19 protein-coding genes are annotated in these 18,292 nt (G+C 53.0%); 13 read left to right on the forward strand and 6 right to left on the reverse strand.

Annotation, left to right across the window (positions count from 1 at the left end; genetic code table 11):
- Positions 1-114: 114 nt before the first annotated feature.
- The 5 genes from mltG to fabD form a co-directional block, all read right to left on the reverse strand.
- Positions 115-1,113 carry an endolytic transglycosylase MltG gene (mltG, locus tag HOM51_14880; protein MBT5035795.1) on the reverse strand — a complete coding sequence of 333 codons (999 nt, stop codon included), beginning with the start codon at positions 1,111-1,113 and terminating at the stop codon, positions 115-117.
- A gap of 20 nt (positions 1,114-1,133) precedes the next feature.
- Positions 1,134-2,396: a beta-ketoacyl-ACP synthase II gene (fabF, locus tag HOM51_14885; GenBank protein ID MBT5035796.1), complete on the reverse strand. Its 1,263-nt coding sequence runs from the start codon at positions 2,394-2,396 to the stop codon at positions 1,134-1,136.
- Positions 2,397-2,500: 104 nt separating this feature from the next.
- Complete coding sequence (locus HOM51_14890) at positions 2,501-2,734, reverse strand: acyl carrier protein (protein ID MBT5035797.1); 234 nt, start codon at positions 2,732-2,734, stop codon at positions 2,501-2,503.
- 143 nt (positions 2,735-2,877) lie between these two features.
- Positions 2,878-3,615 carry a 3-oxoacyl-[acyl-carrier-protein] reductase gene (gene fabG / locus HOM51_14895; GenBank protein ID MBT5035798.1) on the reverse strand — a complete coding sequence of 246 codons (738 nt, stop codon included), beginning with the start codon at positions 3,613-3,615 and terminating at the stop codon, positions 2,878-2,880.
- A 26-nt stretch (positions 3,616-3,641) separates the two neighbouring features.
- Positions 3,642-4,577, reverse strand: a complete 936-nt coding sequence (gene fabD / locus HOM51_14900; protein MBT5035799.1) for an ACP S-malonyltransferase — start codon at positions 4,575-4,577, stop codon at positions 3,642-3,644.
- Positions 4,578-4,815: 238 nt separating this feature from the next.
- Between fabD and rpsF the strand changes: the two genes are divergently transcribed.
- The 13 genes from rpsF to HOM51_14965 all read left to right on the forward strand — a co-directional run bounded on the left by rpsF (position 4,816) and on the right by HOM51_14965 (position 17,577).
- On the forward strand, positions 4,816-5,316 hold the full coding sequence (rpsF, locus tag HOM51_14905; protein MBT5035800.1) for a 30S ribosomal protein S6: 501 nt from the start codon (positions 4,816-4,818) through the stop codon (positions 5,314-5,316).
- Positions 5,316-5,567: a 30S ribosomal protein S18 gene (locus HOM51_14910; protein MBT5035801.1), complete on the forward strand. Its 252-nt coding sequence runs from the start codon at positions 5,316-5,318 to the stop codon at positions 5,565-5,567. The genes rpsF and HOM51_14910 overlap by 1 nt, the downstream gene beginning before the upstream one ends.
- A 64-nt stretch (positions 5,568-5,631) precedes the next feature.
- On the forward strand, positions 5,632-6,573 hold the full coding sequence (locus HOM51_14915) for a DUF2232 domain-containing protein (GenBank protein ID MBT5035802.1): 942 nt from the start codon (positions 5,632-5,634) through the stop codon (positions 6,571-6,573).
- Positions 6,573-7,268 (forward strand): 50S ribosomal protein L9, encoded by a 696-nt coding sequence (gene rplI, locus HOM51_14920; protein ID MBT5035803.1) that lies wholly within the window; start codon positions 6,573-6,575, stop codon positions 7,266-7,268. Before HOM51_14915 ends, rplI begins: the two co-directional genes overlap by 1 nt.
- A gap of 407 nt (positions 7,269-7,675) precedes the next feature.
- Positions 7,676-9,181, forward strand: coding sequence for a replicative DNA helicase (locus HOM51_14925; GenBank protein MBT5035804.1), 1,506 nt, complete (start codon positions 7,676-7,678; stop codon positions 9,179-9,181).
- Positions 9,182-9,431: 250 nt separating this feature from the next.
- On the forward strand, positions 9,432-10,535 hold the full coding sequence (alr, locus tag HOM51_14930; protein MBT5035805.1) for an alanine racemase: 1,104 nt from the start codon (positions 9,432-9,434) through the stop codon (positions 10,533-10,535).
- Positions 10,536-10,541: 6 nt separating this feature from the next.
- Complete coding sequence (locus HOM51_14935) at positions 10,542-11,315, forward strand: ABC transporter permease (GenBank protein MBT5035806.1); 774 nt, start codon at positions 10,542-10,544, stop codon at positions 11,313-11,315.
- Positions 11,312-12,100, forward strand: coding sequence for an ATP-binding cassette domain-containing protein (locus tag HOM51_14940; GenBank protein MBT5035807.1), 789 nt, complete (start codon positions 11,312-11,314; stop codon positions 12,098-12,100). The genes HOM51_14935 and HOM51_14940 overlap by 4 nt, the downstream gene beginning before the upstream one ends.
- A gap of 62 nt (positions 12,101-12,162) precedes the next feature.
- Complete coding sequence (gene radA, locus HOM51_14945; GenBank protein MBT5035808.1) at positions 12,163-13,560, forward strand: DNA repair protein RadA; 1,398 nt, start codon at positions 12,163-12,165, stop codon at positions 13,558-13,560.
- The gene (locus tag HOM51_14950) at positions 13,553-14,233 is read left to right on the forward strand and encodes a CvpA family protein (GenBank protein ID MBT5035809.1); all 681 of its coding nucleotides are present in this window, start codon (positions 13,553-13,555) and stop codon (positions 14,231-14,233) included. Before radA ends, HOM51_14950 begins: the two co-directional genes overlap by 8 nt.
- 14 nt (positions 14,234-14,247) lie before the next feature.
- Complete coding sequence (locus tag HOM51_14955) at positions 14,248-15,726, forward strand: amidophosphoribosyltransferase (protein ID MBT5035810.1); 1,479 nt, start codon at positions 14,248-14,250, stop codon at positions 15,724-15,726.
- 2 nt (positions 15,727-15,728) lie between these two features.
- Entirely contained in the window at positions 15,729-16,445 is a 717-nt protein-coding gene (locus HOM51_14960) for an SDR family NAD(P)-dependent oxidoreductase (GenBank protein MBT5035811.1), read from the forward strand.
- 16 nt (positions 16,446-16,461) lie between these two features.
- On the forward strand, positions 16,462-17,577 hold the full coding sequence (locus tag HOM51_14965) for a 2-aminoethylphosphonate--pyruvate transaminase (protein ID MBT5035812.1): 1,116 nt from the start codon (positions 16,462-16,464) through the stop codon (positions 17,575-17,577).
- Here HOM51_14965 and HOM51_14970 read toward each other — a convergent pair.
- Positions 17,574-18,290: a sel1 repeat family protein gene (locus HOM51_14970; protein ID MBT5035813.1), complete on the reverse strand. Its 717-nt coding sequence runs from the start codon at positions 18,288-18,290 to the stop codon at positions 17,574-17,576. The genes HOM51_14965 and HOM51_14970 overlap by 4 nt on opposite strands.
- Between the last annotated feature and the right edge of the window lie 2 nt (positions 18,291-18,292).

Below are 18,292 nucleotides of genomic sequence, written 5' to 3' on the forward strand. Positions count from 1 at the left end.
GTCACTTCGGTCCAAAGACTGAAACGGATCAAAAGCATTCGCCCACGGTAGAGTCGTGGCGAGTCCGCATTTGGGTTGGAAGCGAAACGATTGAAAGCGAGTTCCGCTAATGAATTACTTAGCCGACTTTGATTTTTGTCTCTGAATCTTCCGCCAACGCGCCACATTGCGATTGTGTTCTGACAGGGTTTTGGCAAAGGCGTGGCCGCCTGAGCCATCGGCGACGAAGTAAAGCTCTTCTGTTCGGGCAGGATGCAGGACTGCTTCGATGGCGGCACGGCCGGGATTGGTAATGGGGTCCGGCGGTAGAGCGTCAATTGTGTAGGTATTATAAGGCGTGGGATTTTTTAAATCAGTGCGAGTAAGAGGTCTTCCTAAAGCTCTCTTCCCCAGGGAAATTCCATAAACGACGGTCGGGTCGGATTGTAATTTCATACCACGGCGCAAGCGATTGATGAAAACACCGGCAACTCGGTCCCGCTCGCTGGCGACTCCAGTTTCTTTTTCCACGATGGACGCCAGAATAAGGGCCTCCTCAGGAGATTTTAGCGGCAGGTCTGCTTCTCTACTCATCCAAAGCAAATTCAGCGCGCGCTGCATATCGGCGCTCATACGGTCGGCAAGTTTTTGACGGCTGTCACCAAGTGAGAAATGATACGTTTCCGGCAGCAAGGATCCTTCAGGTGAAAAGTCTGCCTTCCCTGACAATCCTTCTACCGCGTTCAGCCTTTTTATAACTTCAAAAGAGGTCAGCCCTTCCGCCATGGTCAAGCGGCGTACCACGGTTTTACCACTTTGCAGAAGAACCAATATACCCTGTGGCGTTACACCGCGTGGGAAGACATATTCTCCTGCTTTGAGTCGCTTATCCGCCTCTGTCAGACGGGCTCCCAGACGAAATACCAAGGGGTATTGCAAGATGCCGTCTCGGTGCAATTGATCGGCGATGGATTCTAATCCCGCGCCCTTGGCAATAACCACGGTTGCCGGGACTTGAAGAGGGCCTGGTTTCACAAACTGTGCATAGCCGAAGGCAAATAAACCACCAGCCATGCCTCCGCCGATGAGCAGGAGGATAAATAAAGTTGCGAAGATGCGTACAGAGCGGCTCATGCCGCATTATCCTAATCTAATTAGGAATGGGAAGTGAAGACGAGTGACGCGTTTGTCCCGCCAAATCCAAATGAATTGGACAGAATGGCGCGAACCGGGCGTTCTTTGGCCGTATGAGGAACCAAATCAAGATCGCAGCCTTCCGATGGATTATCCAAATTCAAGGTCGGCGGTACGATACTATTGTTCATCGCCAAGATAGAGAAAATTGCCTCAACAGCACCGGCAGCCCCAAGAAGGTGACCGATTGCAGACTTGGTCGAAGACATCGACAGTTTATACGCCGCATCACCGAACAGACGTTTGACAGCACCAAGTTCAATGGAATCACCCAGCGGCGTAGACGTCCCATGCGCATTGACGTAGTCGACATCTTCCGGGTTCAATTCAGCCCGCTTCATCGCCATCGTCATGCAGCGAAACGCGCCGTTGCCATCGCTCGCCGGTGCGGTGATGTGATTCGCATCGCCTGACATGCCGTAGCCGATAAGTTCAGCATAAATCTTCGCACCACGCTTTTTCGCGTGCTCCAATTCTTCCAGCACAACGATGCCGGAGCCATCGCCCATGACAAATCCATCCCGGTCTTGGTCCCAAGGGCGAGATGCTTTTTCTGGTGTGTCATTGAAATTCGTCGATAGTGCCCGCGCTTGGGCAAACCCAGCAACGCCGAGCCGGCACATGGCAGCTTCTGCACCGCCGGCAACCATGACATCGGCATCATCCAGCATAATCATACGCGCCGCATCGCCAATCGCGTGAGCACCACTGGAACATGCTGTAACAACCGCGTGGCACGGCCCTTTAAATCCATACTTGATGGAGACATGACCTGAGACCAAATTAATCAAGCTGGCAGGGATGAAGAAGGGACTGAGCTTCCGCACATTCCGATCTTCGACAATTTTTGCACTCTTTGAAATTTCCGGCAGTCCGCCGATCCCGGCACCAATTAACACGCCTGTGCGGCACCGGCTTTCATCGTCTTCGGGCATCCACCCAGAATCTTGAACCGCCATCTGTGCGGCACCCATGCCATACTGGATAAACGCGTCCATGCGGCGCTGGTCCTTCGGCGGAACCCAGTCGTCAGCATTGAACAACCCGTCAGCAGTTTCCCCACGGGGAACCTCTCCGCCGATTTTCGCCGGTAAATCGGAGACATCGAACGATTCGATGGCACGTATGCCCGAATCGCCCTTAAGCAAACGATTCCAGACGTGATCAACGCCGCACCCCAAGGGGGTCACAAGACCGATTCCGGTAACGACTACGCGTTTCATGACAACCTGTAGATTTTAAGACTGCTTGGAAAATGAGACCGTGGTAAGCCAGTTTTGCTTAAAACGACAATTCCGGCCCATTGCTCACACTATGGCCTCTTCGCTTAGCTTTGCGAATCAATGAAATCGATGGCGTTTTTGACGGTCAAAATGTTTTCCGCCGCATCATCGGGGATTTCGCAGTTGAATTCTTCTTCGAACGCCATCACAAGCTCGACCGTGTCGAGACTGTCCGCTCCAAGATCATCGATAAAGCTCGCGTTATCAACGACTTTAGCTTCATCAACGCCAAGGTGTTCAACAACGATCTTTTTTACGCGCTCGGCGACATCACTCATATTACTCTTTCCCCAACTAAGAAACTGTTGATATTCAAATACTTAGCACCACTTTCAGCGTAATGCACCGCTACGGTGTGGTGATTTTCACCGCTTCGTATCATACTTTTTTCACGATGACCAGTGCTCAGAACAAGCAGTTCTCAAATCATAGCCATCCCGCCATTAACATGCAAAGTCTGGCCGGTGACATAAGCAGCTTCATCGCTCGCCAGATAAAGTACACTATTGGCGACATCCTGTGGCGTTCCCATCGTACCCTTTGGTATGCCCATAAGGATTTTTTCTTTTTGATCGTCGTTGAGGGCTTCTGTCATCGGCGATTCAATAAATCCCGGGGCAACACAGTTAACAGTAATCCCCCGATTGGCGACTTCTTGGGCCAGGGACTTGGACATGCCGATCATGCCCGCCTTGGACGCGACATAGTTTATCTGACCTGGATTGCCCATCACGCCGACGACTGATGAGATTGAAATGATCCGTCCCCAGCGCGCCTTCATCATGCCGCGCAGACAGGTCCGGATAAGCTGGAATGATGCCGTCAAATTGACGTCTATGACTTGCTGCCAATCTTCGTCCTTCATTCGCATGGCCAATCCATCACGGGTTAGACCGGCATTGTTAACCAGTATATCAACACTTCCCATGGCCTCAGCCGCTTCTTTGGCCAAGGTCTCAGCCGCACCGTCTTCGCCTAAGCGAGCAGCAACCACATGCGTGCGATCCCCCAGGTTCTTGGCCAAGGCTTCCAGCGCGTCAACCCGGGTCCCACTGAGCGTCACGGTCGCACCTTGAGCGTGCAGCACCCTAGCAATCTCTCCACCGATTCCGCCGGATGCTCCGGTCACCAGTGCATTTTTGCCTGCCAGGTTGAACATAGCTTTATTCCTTTCGGTCTTTAATTTTAGGCGAGAAAAGCCTCTATACCCTCAGGCGTTCCAACCGCAACACCACTTAGGTCACGATCAATGCGGCGTGCCAGCCCGGTCAGAACCTTGCCCGCACCAATCTCGACCAATGTATCGACACCGTTTTCTTTCATATAAAGAACACTTTCGCGCCAGCGCACCATGCCGGTGACTTGCTCCACAAGCAGTTGTCGAATTTCGTTGACGTCATTTTGAGCAGAAGCGGTAACATTGGCAATCAGGGGAACCGCAGGTGCCACCATTTTCACATCCGCCAAAGCTTCAGCCATGACATCCGCTGCCGGTGCCATCAGGGCACAATGGAAAGGTGCACTTACCGGCAGCAATACACTTCGGCGTGCGCCACGTTCCGAAGCAATCTCAATCGCCCGTTCGACGGCGGCGCGATTGCCACTTAAAACCACCTGCCCTGAAGCATTGTCATTCGCTGCCGTGCAGATTTCGCCCTGAGCGGCTTCCTCGGCAACAGCCTGGGCATCTTCTAATTCCAATCCCAGGAGTGCCGCCATCGCCCCTTCGCCCACAGGCACAGCGGCCTGCATGGCTTGTCCACGCGTCTTCAGCAATCGTGCCGTATCAGCCAGTTCAAACGTTCCCGCAGCAGCCAGCGCCGAGTATTCACCCAGCGAATGCCCCGCAACGAATTGCGCATCTGTGGCAAAATCCACCCCGCCCTCTTTTTGTAGAACCCGAACACAGGCCAAGCTGACCGCCATCAGCGCTGGTTGGGCGTTTTCGGTTAGGGTGAGGTCTTCTTCCGGGCCTTCAAACATTAACTTTGTTAGCTTTTGTTTAAGAGCCTCGTCGACCTCTTCAAATACTTCGCGAGCTGGCGCAAACGCTTCGGCCAGTTCTTTACCCATACCGACAGCCTGAGAACCCTGGCCCGGAAATACAAATGCTTTTGTCATTCTATACCCTTGAAACAACTCTAATTTAGAGCCTCATTAATTACACCAAAAATTCGTGTAGTGATAGCGGCAGTGATAGCGGCTGAACGGCTTCTGTCAAGTTTAGTGTGCCGCCTTTTAAGGGGCCCTTGCATGGCGAGAAAATATATGTATATTTCGCGCCCTTCACTCTCTGCCAGGACTGGCTTGGCTATGCCCGCATAAATATGGGTTGAGAAAATCCGAAGGGAGACAAATTTTGTCATACTATGAGAACGTGTTTATCGCACGTCAGGATATCACCGCGGAACAAGTCGAAGCACTTGCCGACGGTTTCACCAAAGTCATCGAAGACGAAGGCGGCAAAGTTGCCAGCCGGGAAAACTGGGGTCTTAGGGGTCTTGCTTATAAGATCAAGAAGAACCGCAAGGGACATTATGTCCTGATGAATATCGATGCACCTGCTGCCGCATTGCACGAGATGGAACGCCAAATGGGGCTGAACGAAGACGTTCTCCGCCATATGTCGCTTCGGCTTGATGAATTATCCGAAGGCCCATCTGTGATCATGCAGAGCCGTGGCAACCGGGAAGATCGCCCACGCCGCGACAAGCCTTATGAAAATCGCGATGCCGGGGAAACGAAACCTGAGGCACCGGCAGCTGAAGCACCGGCAGCTGAAGCACCCGCAGATGAAGCACCCGCGGTCGAGGCAGCGGAAGCTGATACACCCGAAGTTAAAGAAGAAGGAGACGCGTAATGAGTGATGATGACGCCAAAGGCGGCGCGCGCCGTCCGTTCTTCCGCCGCAAGAAAACCTGTCCTTTTACCGGACCGGGCGCTCCCAAGATTGATTATAAAGACGTGCGGTTGTTGCAGCGTTACGTTTCCGAGCGTGGAAAAATCGTGCCCAGTCGAATCACGGCCGTTTCAGTTAAGAAACAACGTGAACTGGCGAAAGCCATCAAGCGGGCTCGTTTCATGGCATTGATTCCCTACGTCGTCAGTTAGGTAATTGATCGACGCTGTCTGTCAGGGTTCCCTATAACCTAGAACAAACAGCAGGGAGAAGGCGATGCACCGGGATATCCTCATCGCCGTCGGCGGTGGCATACTAAGCGCAGTGGCATCCATGACAATTGTCTTGGGATTGCCGGGGGCTTTGGTTTTTGCCTATCTGGCGCCACTGCCTGTGATGATGGTGGGGCTGACCCTCGGGCTTCGGATGGCGACAGTCGCTGCGGCGGCTGGCTTTGTTATCGCGGGGATGGTTGGGTCGACCTTCAACGCCGGGCTTTATGGGTTAATCAATGCGGTACCGGCCGTCTTGCTTGTTCGGTACGCGTTGAGTGCGGAAACAGCACCTGACGGAAGCGCTCAATGGGCTTCAGCGGGTGTCGTGGTAAGTTGGTTAGCGGTCTTGGCGGCGGGATTGTTTATGATCGCCGTGTTTACCGTCTTCGGATCGGAGACGGGAATTGAGGACGAGATATATGGCAAGCTAAGCCAAGCCTTAGCATTGATGGCACCCGCCCTGGACGAGGGTCGGCGAACCATCATTGTCAGTGGGTTGGCCGCGATATTCCCGGGGGCACTGGGAACGTCATGGATATTCATGATTGCCGCCAATGGCGTGCTGGCACAAAGACTGGCTAAGAAGCTGGGAAAAAATTTAAGACCGACGCCTTCTTATAGAGGGCTGACATTACCGGACTGGATTTCATGGTTTGTAGTTGGATCTGCATTCCTAGCATTGATCGGTAGTGGAGATTTGGAGTATATGGGGCGCAATCTTGCGATGATCACGGCCACGCCTTTCTTTTTTCTAGGGCTTGCGATCATTCATTCGGTGGCGCGTTTTGTTAATTTCCCCACGGCGATGCTTGTGGGGACGTATGTGGCTTTATTAATGTCCAGCTGGGCGGCGATTGTGGTTGCCGGTGTTGGTATTGTCGAACAATGGTATAACCTACGCCAGCGCTTACCAGCGTTGAGCAGGAACGAGGAGAACGAGTGATGGATGTCATTCTTTTAGAAAGAATTGAAAACTTGGGTCAGATGGGCGAAGTCGTGAACGTCAAATCAGGCTTTGCACGCAATTACCTGCTGCCGCAAAAGAAAGCGCGCCGGGCAACCGAAGAGAACAAGAAATACTTCGAGACGCAACGCGCTCAGCTTGAGGCCGCGAACCTCGAAAAACGCTCCGAAGCGGAAAGCGTTGCCAAGCAAATGGGGGATATTTCCATTATCCTCATTCGCCAAGCAGGTGACGCTGGCCAGCTTTATGGCTCCGTTAACGCCCGCGATATAGCGACAGCAATGACCGATGCGGGCAACACCGTGACCCGCTCGCAAATTCGCCTTGCTGACCCCATTAAGGCGCTTGGCGTCTATAAGGTTCAGGTTGATCTGCACCCTGAGGTTGCCATCGAAATCACTGCGAACGTCGCACGAACTCAGGAAGAAGCCGATATCCAGACGAAAACTGGTCGGGCCGTCCTTGGTGAAGACGAAGAAGAGGCACTAAACCTACAAGAAGCAGCCCATGCTGAAGAAGTGTTTGACGAAGGCGCTGCGCCAGAGAATTTTGACGGCGAAGCCGAAGAGCCTGCTGAAGACGCAGCCGAGACGGCCTCAGCTGAAACTGATGAAGCAGCTGAAGAGCCTGCTGTAGAAGAAGCAGACGACGCTGGCGAAGAAAAAGACGCCTAATTTGGCATCAATCAGACGTTAGTTCTAAAACGGCGCGTTCGCGATATTGCTTCCGGATGCGCCGTTTTTTTGTGCGCGATTCGCATAAATGTGGGGATTTGCGCGGTTTAGGAACGATACCTAACTCACCAACATTAAACCGCCGAGCGTCCTTCGAGACGACTGCTTTGCAGTCTCCTCAGGATGAGGATGTTAAAATATTCATTTAATATCATACACATATACACCCCTCATCCTGAGGAGCGCTCACCAGAGCGCGTCTCGAAGGACGCTGAGCAACACGCCTAACGCTATGTCATCGTTCCGGCTGGCGTTATAATTCTTACCCACAGAAGAATGATCTTCTCCCCGTGTTCCACAGGGCACATGTGGGGTAATCACAGAACTTATGAAGTAATGTTCGGGCCATGCCGACAACAGTAACACCCTTCGCTTCGAACGATGCCCCCCAATCTGACGGGCAGGCTTCAACATTTCGCACGCCGCCTCACAACGTAGAAGCTGAAAAAGCTTTGCTTGGCGCGATCTTTGCCAACAATCGGGCGCACGAAAAGGTCTCCGAATTTTTGCGCCCGGAACATTTCTCCATTGCCGAACATGGTCGAATTTTTGAGGCGGTAACAACGCTGGTCGAAAAGGGACAAATCGCCGACGTGGTGACCCTGCAACGTTATTTCGAACAAGATGAGCTGTTGGCCGAGATTGGCGGGCCGGCTTACTTGGTAGATTTAGCGACATCCGTCATCACCGTTGGCAACGCCGGGCATTACGGCCAAATCGTTTATGACCTGCACTTGAAGCGCGAGCTTATCAACTTGGGCGAAGACTTGGTCAACAGGGCCTATAGCGGTGATGTCGAAGAAACGGCGACGGGGCAAATTGAATCAGCGGAGCAAAGCCTTTATGATCTCGCGACATCCGGCGAATACGAAGGCGGGTTCCAAGAATTTAAAGCCTCCGTTTTGGCAACCATTGAATTGGCCCAAGCCGCCCACAAACGAGAAGGGGCTCTTGCGGGCGTTACCACTGGATTGATTGATTTGGACAAGATGCTGGGCGGCCTTCATCCGTCTGACTTAATTATCCTCGCTGGGCGCCCTTCTATGGGCAAGACTGCACTCGCCACCAACATCGCGTATAACGCTGCCTATTCCTATCTTCAATCCAACGGCGAAGAAGGCGCTGTCGTCGGATTTTTCTCCCTAGAAATGTCGGCTGAGCAATTGGCCGCGCGGATTATTTCAGAACAAACCAATATTTCGTCTGATCGCATGCGCAAGGGCGAACTGTCTAATGACGAATTTTCACGCTTGGTCGTTGGCAGCCAACAACTCTATAAAACGCCGTTCTATATCGACGATACGCCGGCGCTTACTGTTAGTGCGCTTCGAACGCGGGCACGACGGCTTAAGCGCCAACATAAATTGGGACTGATCGTTGTCGATTATCTCCAGCTTATTGCGGGTAATCCAACATCGCGCAACGACGGGCGGGTAAACGAAGTTTCTGAAATTACGCGAGGGCTCAAGACCCTTGCAAAAGAATTGGAAGTTCCGGTGATCGCCTTGTCACAGCTATCTCGAGCGGTCGAGCAGCGCGAAGACAAACGCCCTCAGCTCTCCGACCTCCGGGAATCAGGCTCCATCGAACAGGATGCAGACATCGTGAGTTTCATCTTCCGGGAAGAATATTATCTAGATCGGTCAGAACCCATGCAGCGCCCGGATGAAAAAGACGACCACTTCATTGAAAAGAGGGACCGCTGGGAACAACGTCTTAACAACGTTCGAAACGTCGCCGAAGTCCTCGTCGCCAAGCAACGCCACGGCCCCATCGGCAAGGTCGAACTCCACTTCCAGGGCGAGTTCACCAGATTTAGTAATCTCGACCGGAGCCATATGGGGGAAGGCTAGCGTGAGGCAAGATTGATGGGGGACATTCTCACCATACATTCCCATCAGCATGGTGCCGCTGAGCACCCTTCGAGACACGCGATTCTCGCGTTCCTCAGGATGAGGTATAATTATATTTTGATTATTTTCAATTTCTCACTTAACACCCTCATCCTGAGGCGACGCGGAGCGGCGGGACTCGAAGGGTGCTCAGCGGCAAACTCTTTGAGACTTAAAAGTCGCTCCTCAACTCGTGAAAAAGTTTAGCGCCATGCCCCATGATGATCTCAGCGGGGCGATTCTAACCATCGGCCTGGATGCCATTTCAGCCAACTATAAGCTGCTTTGTAAGCAAGCCCCTGGAGCGACCACGGCAGGGGTGGTCAAAGCCAATGCTTATGGCTTAGGCGTGGATAAGGTTGCGCCGGTTCTTTTCGATGCCGGGTGCCGGGTGTTTTTCGTCGCCTCAGCGGATGAAGGCATACAGCTGAGAGAGCTGCTGCCAGACGTGGAAATCAACATCCTAAATGGTGCCCCTGCCGGACACGAGGCCCTGTTTCGCGAATACCGCCTTATACCTGTGCTTAACAACTTGGAAGCTGTCGGTCTGTGGCGCGCGTTCTGCATAGCCCAAAACCAACCCTTACCGGCAGCCCTTCACCTTGATACCGGCATGGCGCGATTGGGGCTGCCGCCGGATGAACTGGATCGCTTGGCAGAAGACCCAGACCAACTGAAAGGGTTCGAACTTCGCACTATTTTGTCTCATCTCGCCTGCGCGTCAGATGCGGAGCATCCGCTAAACCAGGAACAACTTGCTGCCTTCAAGAATGCATTGAGCAGATTGCCATCGGCTACGGCGTCCTTCGCGGCCTCATCAGGTATTTTTCTCGGTCCTCAATACCACTTTGATCTGGTTCGCCCGGGCGCTGCCCTTTACGGACTTTGTCCGTTGACCAGCGTCCCGAATCCCATGGCTCAAGTGGTTAGATTACAAGGAAAAATCCTTCAAGTTCGTGACGTTGACACCCCTCAGACCGTTGGCTATGGTGCCACTCACCGCGTTGCTGGACCCAGCCGGATTGCCACCGTAGCAGCAGGTTATGCCGACGGATTTTTGCGCTCTTTAGGGAATTCCGGCTGTGGGTATTTGGGTGGTGTTCGGACACCAATAGTGGGACGCGTTTCCATGGATTTGATTACTCTTGATGTGACGGACGTTTCCCCAAAGCAGGCGCGCACGGGGGAATTGGTTGACCTTATTGGCCCTGATAATCCATTGGATCAAGTTGCTATCGACGCTGACACCATCGGCTATGAGCTGCTGACATCGTTGGGGGCGCGTTATCGTAGAACCTATGTGGGGGCTGGATAGACGGTTATGAATTTCCTTCAACCTATCGGACGCATTCTTCTCGCCTTTTTGGGCGCCGCTGGACGGATGACGCTGTTCACCATTTCCGGCGTATCACATTGTTTTCGGCCGCCGTTTTATTTTCGCATCATCGGTCGCCAAATGGTTGATATCGGATATTACTCCCTCCCGGTTGTCGGCCTGACGGCAATTTTCGCAGGCATGGTGCTGGCGCTCCAAAGCTACACCGGATTCGCGCGTTTTTCTGCAGAAGGGGCCATTGCGAACGTCGTCGTTCTGTCCATCACTCGGGAACTCGGCCCTGTTCTTGCCGGCCTTATGGTTGCGGGACGCATCGGCGCGTCGTTGGCTGCCGAAATCGGCACCATGCGGGTGACAGAACAAATTGATGCGCTGACCACGCTGAGCACCAACCCGATGAAATACCTGGTCGCCCCTCGGCTGATTGCAGGTGTGCTGATGTTCCCAGTGCTGGTACTGATTGCTGACGTGATTGGTGTCTTTGGCGGCTATTTGGTTGCGGTCTATAAGCTGGATTTCAACGCCACCAACTACTTGAAAAGCACCTATGAATTCTTGCGTGCTGAAGACGTGAACTCCGGCCTGATCAAGGCTGCCGTATTCGGCTTCATCGTCACCCTGATGGGCTGCTACCATGGCTATAACTCCAAGGGCGGCGCGCAGGGCGTCGGTACGGCGACGACAAACGCCGTGGTTTCAGCCTCCATCTTAATCCTATGTCTCGACTACGTCTTAACGGAATTGCTGTTCATTAAATGACGAATGCTCATCCCAAAATCAAATTAAGCGGGGTCAAGAAGGCATTTGGCCCCAAGGCGGTTTTGGACGGCGTGAACATGGACATCGGTGTTGGCGAATCGGTTGTGATCATCGGCGGGTCCGGTACCGGAAAATCTGTCACTCTGAAATGTATCTTGGGGCTGTTAACACCCGACGACGGCCAGATTGAAGTTGATGGCCAGTCCGTGGTGGGCATCTCCCAATCTGAACGCGACGACATCAACGACAAATTCGGCATGTTGTTTCAAGGGGCGGCCCTATTCGACAGTCTTCCCGTCTGGGAAAACGTTTCCTTTGGATTGCTGGCACAAAAAAAAGTGGATCGAATCGAAGCAAAAAAAATCGCCATTGAGAAACTCGCCATGGCGGGACTAGCGGCCGATATTGCCGATATGTCGCCTGCAGAACTTTCCGGCGGCATGCAAAAGCGCGTTGGCCTGGCCCGCGCCATAGCATCTGACCCGGAGATCATCTTTTTCGACGAGCCAACCACCGGGCTAGACCCGATCATGGCTGATGTCATCAATGACCTGATCGTAAAAATCACCCGGGAAGTAGGAGCGACGGCCCTGTCTATTACCCATGACATGGCAAGTGCGCGTAAAATTGCCAACCGCATCGCCTTTCTTTATGGCGGTGAAATAATTTGGTTTGGTTCGACTGATGACATTGATAACTCTGGCAATCCGTACGTGGATCAATTTATCCATGGGCGTGCGGAAGGCCCTATACAGACCGAAGGCCCAAAACAACTAGCGGGATAGGCCCAAGATAGGTTAGAGACTGGCTTCTCTCGTTTGATTTATTTATTTTTAGGAGACCGCCTTTGGCCCGTAATGCAACCCAGTATGTCTGCCAGGAATGTGGCGCAACGTCCAATAAATGGGCCGGTCGCTGTGATGCCTGCAATGCCTGGAACACGATGGCGGAAGAAGCTTCTTCCGCGTCCGTGCCGAAGGGCCTGGGATCCAAGCGCGGTCGAAAAATTGAATTCGTAGGGCTTAAGGGCACGGGCAAACAGCCACCTCGGCGGGTCATAGGTATTAATGAATTGGATCGGGTCACAGGGGGTGGCTTGGTGCCGGGCTCAGCCCTTCTGGTTGGCGGCGATCCTGGGATCGGCAAGTCGACACTTTTGTTGCAGGCGACGGCGGCTCTATCACAAACAGCAGGTTGCGTTTACATCTCCGGCGAAGAATCCATTGATCAACTGAGGCTACGCGCGGAACGGCTGGGGCTTGCCGATGCGCCAGTCCGTCTCGCGGCGGCGACTTCTGTTCGTGATATCGTTGCATCATTAGAAGAATCTAACCCGCCGGACTTGGTGATCATTGATTCAATCCAGACCATGTATTTGGATAATTTGGAATCTGCACCAGGCACGGTGGCGCAAGTCCGAACATCGTCTCAGGAACTCATTCGAGTCGCCAAGCAGCGCGGTTTCACCTTGATCCTCGTGGGTCATGTCACCAAGGAAGGGCAGATTGCCGGCCCCCGAGTGCTCGAACACATGGTCGATACAGTACTGTATTTCGAAGGCGAGCGCGGCCATCAGTTTAGAATTTTGCGCGCGGTAAAAAATCGCTTCGGACCAACCGACGAAATTGGCGTCTTTGAAATGACCGATGGTGGATTGTCGGAAGTGAACAATCCATCCGAGTTGTTCCTCTCCGAACGCACCGGTGATATCAGCGGCGCGTGCGTCTTTGCTGGCATGGAAGGCTCGCGCCCCATGCTGGTCGAAATCCAGTCCCTGCTCGCCCCATCTGCACTTGGAACCCCGCGCCGCGCCGTTGTCGGCTGGGATTCAAGTCGGCTGGCGACGGTTATGGCTGTGCTGGAAACCCGCTGCGGCATGGCGGTGGGTGGCAATGATGTCTACCTGAATGTCGCGGGCGGCTTAAAGATCGCCGAGCCAGCGGCTGATATGGCGGTCGCAGCAGCCCTGGCATCATCAGCGAGTGGCGTCCCCGTCCCCACCGACTCGGTCATATTCGGCGAAATTGGTTTGTCTGGCGAAGTTCGCGCCGTGTCGCAGACAGACAACCGGCTCAGGGAAGCAGAAAAACTTGGCTTCACCCAAGCCATCATTCCGAAGTGGCGGGGCAAGGCCAAACGCGGTGCCACCAACTTAAAAATTCAAGAGATCGGGCACCTATCTGAACTCCTTGAGATTTTCCAAAGCTCGGAATCCAACAGCATTGGATTTGCCGGTCATGGATAATTTACCCATCAATATAGTCGATATCGGCGTTGGCGTGGTGCTGCTGATTTCCGCGTTCTTGGCCTATATGCGCGGCTTTGCACATGAGACATTGTCTGTGGTGGGCTGGGTCGGCGCGATATTCGCGACCCTTTATGGGCTTCCGTATGTTCAGCCCTATGCTCAGATGTACATAAAGAATGAAACCTTAGCCGCCATCGCAGCAGGTGCCGCTATATTCATCGTCAGCCTGATTATTCTTTTTATCTTTACCCGGTCAATTAGCAGTCGCATCCAGGCAAGTGCCCTCAATGCGCTCGACCGTTCCTTGGGATTTTTATTCGGCATCGTACGTGGTGCCGTACTCATCTGCCTTGTTTACTTGGCCGTTCAGTGGGTCTATCCGATCAAGGAACAGCCGAAATGGCTGACAACGGCAAAGACCATGCCGGTCATTAAATTCGGTGCCAAGGAGCTTTATGCCTTGATCCCAGAAGAGACCGCAAAAAAGGGCACAAAAGCCGCCGCCCAAGCTAAAAAGAAAGCCGAAGATGCCATCCGCAAACAAACTGAAAAGACTCTCCAAAAAATGATTGCACCCAAACCGCAAAGTGCCGATACAAAACAACCCGACGGATACCAAGAACGACAACGCCGCGCGATGGAACGTCTGATTGACGGCAGCGGGAAATGAGGGCAGAAAGACACATGCCAAGCAAATCACCCGCTCAATCCGAATCAGAGCACCCGACAGGCGATGATCACCTGCATGATGAATGCGGCGTATTTGGCATTTTTGGCGACGACGATGCAGCGGCAACCACCGTACTCGGCCTCCATGCCTTGCAGCATCGGGGTCAGGAAGCGGCTGGAATTGTCGCCTTCGATGGTGAACATTTTCACTCTCACAGGGCGCTCGGCCTGGTCGGCGATCACTTTAATTCCGAAGACGTTATCAGTCGGTTGCCGGGCGGTCAGGCCATTGGCCACGTTCGCTATTCGACCACTGGCGAGCCTGCCCTTCGAAACGTGCAGCCATTATTTGCGGACTTTAAGTTCGGCGGCCTGTCCATCGCCCATAACGGCAATTTGACCAATGCGGTGAGATGCCGACAAGAACTCGTTCAGCGCGGCTGCCTCTTTCAGTCTACCAGCGACACCGAAATCATCGTCCACTTGATCGCCATCAGCCTTTATTCCACGGTCGTGGATCGCCTGATTGATGCTCTTCGCCAAGTAGAAGGCGCCTATTCCCTGGTCGCCATGACACAGAAAAAGCTCATCGGCGTTCGCGATCCTCGGGGCGTGCGCCCATTGGTATTGGGTAAATTAGATAGCGCCTATATTTTGGCATCCGAAACCTGCGCGCTGGATATCATCGACGCTGAATTTATTCGCGACGTAGAGCCCGGGGAAATTGTCGTTATCGACAATGATGGTATCCAAAGCATAAAGCCCTTTGCCAAACTGAAGGATCGGTTCTGCATTTTCGAATATATCTACTTCGCCCGGCCTGACAGCATGATGGAAGGCAAAAATGTCTACGAAGTCCGCAAACGGATTGGCGCTGAATTGGCCAAGGAAAAACATGTTCCAGCCGACCTCGTTGTCCCAGTTCCAGATTCCGGGGTGCCGGCGGCCATCGGCTATGCAGAAGAATCAAAAATTCCGTTTGATTTAGGGATTATTCGCAATCACTACACGGGCCGCACCTTTATTGAGCCTTCGGCTGAAATTCGAAATTTGGGCGTGCGCCTGAAACACAACGCCAATTCAGCTTACTTGGCCGGGAAGCGCGTGATTCTTGTCGATGACTCCATCGTGCGCGGCACCACGTCAAAAAAGATTGTCAGCATGGTTCGGGCCGCAGGGGCTGCCGAAGTCCACATGAGGGTTTCCAGCCCACCGATTTCAGATTCCTGTTATTACGGCATTGATACGCCGACCAAGGATGAATTACTGGCGTCTAAATACACGATTGAGGAAATGGCTGAACTGATTGGCGTTGACACGCTAGCGTATATTACACCAGACGGCCTCTACAAAGCGGTCTGTGGTGAGGCACGTATCCAGGATGAGCCGCAGTTCTGTGACGCCTGTTTCACCAGCGCATACCCAATCCCGATCACCGATCACGACGATGGTCTAAATCCATCCCAGCTTTCCCTTCTGGCCGAGGTCGATTGATTGTGCCTGAGGATGGTAAGTTAGCGGGGAAAATAGCCCTGATCACCGGCGCATCCAGAGGGATTGGCGCAGCTGTTGCTAAACGCTTTGCCGCCGAAGGGGCGCACGTTATCTTGGTCGCCCGCACCCAAGCAGGACTAGAAGAAGTCGACGATGAAATCCGTGATGCTGGCGGCACGGCCACCTTATTTGTCGCGGACCTAACAGACTATGATAAAATTGACCAAATGGGCGCTGCACTATTTGAGCGCTTTGGGCGTTTGGATGTGCTGGTTGGGAATGCGGGCATACTCGGCGACCTTAGCCCTATCGGCCATATTGACCCGCAGGCATGGGATCAAGTCATGGCAGTCAATACCACGGCCAATTGGCGCCTTTTAAGAAGCTGTGATCCTTTATTGCGTCAATCCGACGCCGGACGAGCTATCTTTGTTAGCTCATCGGTCGGCGCGACACCAAAAGCCTATTGGAGCATTTACGCCATCAGCAAGGCAGCACTTGAAATGATGGTCAAAATTTATGCTCTAGAAATCGAAAATACAGCGATCCGCGCAAACTTGATTAACCCCGGTGCCACCCGCACCAATATGCGGGCCTTGGCCATGCCGGGCGAAGACCCTGAGACACTCAAGACTCCAGACGACGTAACCGATTATTTTATCGACTTAGCTCTGCCTGGCTGTACATGCAACGGCGAAACTATTAACGCCAAACGTTAAATAAGGAAATTTATTTATGGCACAGGATCCCTATTTATTAACCCCAGGACCTCTCACCACTTCGATAGCCACGAAGTCAGCCATGATGCATGACTGGGGATCTCGGGATCAGGCATTCATTGAAACGACGGCGCGGGTTCGCGAACGCTTGCTTTTGATAGCAGGTGCCAGCGACACCCATGTATGTGTCCCGCTTCAAGGTAGCGGTACGTTTGTTGTCGAAGCAACGCTTGGTACCCTCATTCCCAAGGACGGCAAAACATTGGTGGTCATTAATGGGGCCTATGGCGACCGAATGACAGAAATGCTGGATATCATGGGTCGCGAGTATGAGACCTATAAAACCGCCGAAGATGTCCCTTCCGACCCGGCCGAGATCGATGCAATTTTATCCAAGAACCTGACTATTACTCATGTTGCAGCGGTTTATTGTGAGACCACGTCGGGAATTCTGAATCCGATAGCCGAGATTGCAGCCGTCGTCGCAAAGCAGCGCCGGTCGCTATTGATTGACGCCATGAGCGCATTTGGTGCCTTGCCGTTAAAAGCGGCTGACGTCCCGTTTGATGCCCTAATGGCGTCCAGCAACAAATGCTTGGAAGGTGTGCCCGGCATGGGCTTCGCCATCGTTCGAAAGAAGGCCCTGGAAGTGTGCGCGGGCAATGCCCATTCGCTCAGTCTGGACTTACATGCGCAGTGGGCGGGACTGGAAAAATCCGGTCAATGGCGCTTCACGCCGCCGACCCAAGTAATCGTTGCGCTTGATAAAGCGCTTGATCAATTCGCCGGCAACGGCGGCACCGAAGGCCGGATCGCGCGCTATTCAGAAAACTGCAAAATTCTTGTGGAGGGCATGCGGGAAATGGGGTTCGAGACACTGCTGCCTGATGAACTCCAAGCCCCAATTATCGTTACGTTTCATAGCCCCGCAGACGCGGCGTTCAAGTTCGAAACATTTTATGATCTTATCGCCAAGAAGGGTTACCTAATTTATCCAGGTAAGCTCACTGTCGCAGAATCGTTTCGGATTGGCTGCATCGGAAATCTAGGTGAAACAGAAATGCATGGCGCATTGGATGCGGTTCGCTCGGCAATCGAAATGATGGGCGTCACAAATCTTTCGCCGACTTAACGCGACGGCTTCCAGGCTTTAACCCATTGTTTGCCTCTTTTAATTTGAAAATCATTCATTCGCGTAATGAGTCGTTCTAGCGCAGCTTTGGGGTCATAATTAGGATCAACTGCCATCACTTGTTGGGGATTGCTCGCTGCTAGAGTGTACCATTGGTAGGCCTTGATATAGTTGCGCGCGACGGCCCAGCCTTCTTCATACATACCTCCCATTAAATATTGCGCTGGCGCATACCCTTGGTTTGCTGATTTTCGGAACCAGCTTATTGCTTTGCCATAGTCTTTTAGAACGACTTTGCCGGTGTAGTAGATATAGCCGTATCCAAATTGCGCCCCTGGGTGCCGACCAATCCGAGCTGCTGGCTCGTACCACTTGGCAGCGCGGAGTAAATCTTCCTTCAGCTTGCCGCCCTTGTCGTAGAGCCGAGCCAGTTCATATTGCGCCAAAATATGACCTCTTTCGGCTGCCCTCTTCAACCAACGCGCAGCATTTACCGGCGATTCCTTTACTCCCCTCCCATCCATATAATGTTGTGCCAACGCGTACTGCGCCTTGGGGTCACCACTCTTGGCCGCGGGACGCAATGCGTCAGCGCGTGCTGCATGATCAACTTGTTGACGGTCGTGGGGGTCTATATCGTCGTTGGGAATAAGCCACAGGACCAACGCCACAAGAACGCCGGCAACTCCTGTCGCTATGATGATACGAAGCATTG

The sequence above is a fragment of the Rhodospirillaceae bacterium genome, assembly GCA_018660465.1.
In the GTDB taxonomy this organism is placed as follows: domain Bacteria; phylum Pseudomonadota; class Alphaproteobacteria; order Rhodospirillales; family JABJKH01; genus JABJKH01.

Bases quoted from the DNA above. Each gene is read 5' to 3' on its own strand.
- alr (MBT5035805.1), top strand. From the start codon at position 9,432: ATGCCCCATGATGATCTCAGCGGGGCGATTCTAACCATCGGCCTGGAT.
- HOM51_14970 (MBT5035813.1), bottom strand. From the start codon at position 18,290: ATGCTTCGTATCATCATAGCGACAGGAGTTGCCGGCGTTCTTGTGGCG.
- fabG (MBT5035798.1), bottom strand. From the start codon at position 3,615: ATGTTCAACCTGGCAGGCAAAAATGCACTGGTGACCGGAGCATCCGGC.
- HOM51_14965 (MBT5035812.1), top strand. From the start codon at position 16,462: ATGGCACAGGATCCCTATTTATTAACCCCAGGACCTCTCACCACTTCG.
- HOM51_14925 (MBT5035804.1), top strand. From the start codon at position 7,676: ATGCCGACAACAGTAACACCCTTCGCTTCGAACGATGCCCCCCAATCT.
- HOM51_14890 (MBT5035797.1), bottom strand. From the start codon at position 2,734: ATGAGTGATGTCGCCGAGCGCGTAAAAAAGATCGTTGTTGAACACCTT.
- mltG (MBT5035795.1), bottom strand. From the start codon at position 1,113: ATGAGCCGCTCTGTACGCATCTTCGCAACTTTATTTATCCTCCTGCTC.
- HOM51_14950 (MBT5035809.1), top strand. From the start codon at position 13,553: ATGGATAATTTACCCATCAATATAGTCGATATCGGCGTTGGCGTGGTG.
- HOM51_14935 (MBT5035806.1), top strand. From the start codon at position 10,542: ATGAATTTCCTTCAACCTATCGGACGCATTCTTCTCGCCTTTTTGGGC.
- HOM51_14940 (MBT5035807.1), top strand. From the start codon at position 11,312: ATGACGAATGCTCATCCCAAAATCAAATTAAGCGGGGTCAAGAAGGCA.
- HOM51_14955 (MBT5035810.1), top strand. From the start codon at position 14,248: ATGCCAAGCAAATCACCCGCTCAATCCGAATCAGAGCACCCGACAGGC.
- rplI (MBT5035803.1), top strand. From the start codon at position 6,573: ATGGATGTCATTCTTTTAGAAAGAATTGAAAACTTGGGTCAGATGGGC.
- fabD (MBT5035799.1), bottom strand. From the start codon at position 4,577: ATGACAAAAGCATTTGTATTTCCGGGCCAGGGTTCTCAGGCTGTCGGT.
- fabF (MBT5035796.1), bottom strand. From the start codon at position 2,396: ATGAAACGCGTAGTCGTTACCGGAATCGGTCTTGTGACCCCCTTGGGG.
- HOM51_14915 (MBT5035802.1), top strand. From the start codon at position 5,632: ATGCACCGGGATATCCTCATCGCCGTCGGCGGTGGCATACTAAGCGCA.
- HOM51_14910 (MBT5035801.1), top strand. From the start codon at position 5,316: ATGAGTGATGATGACGCCAAAGGCGGCGCGCGCCGTCCGTTCTTCCGC.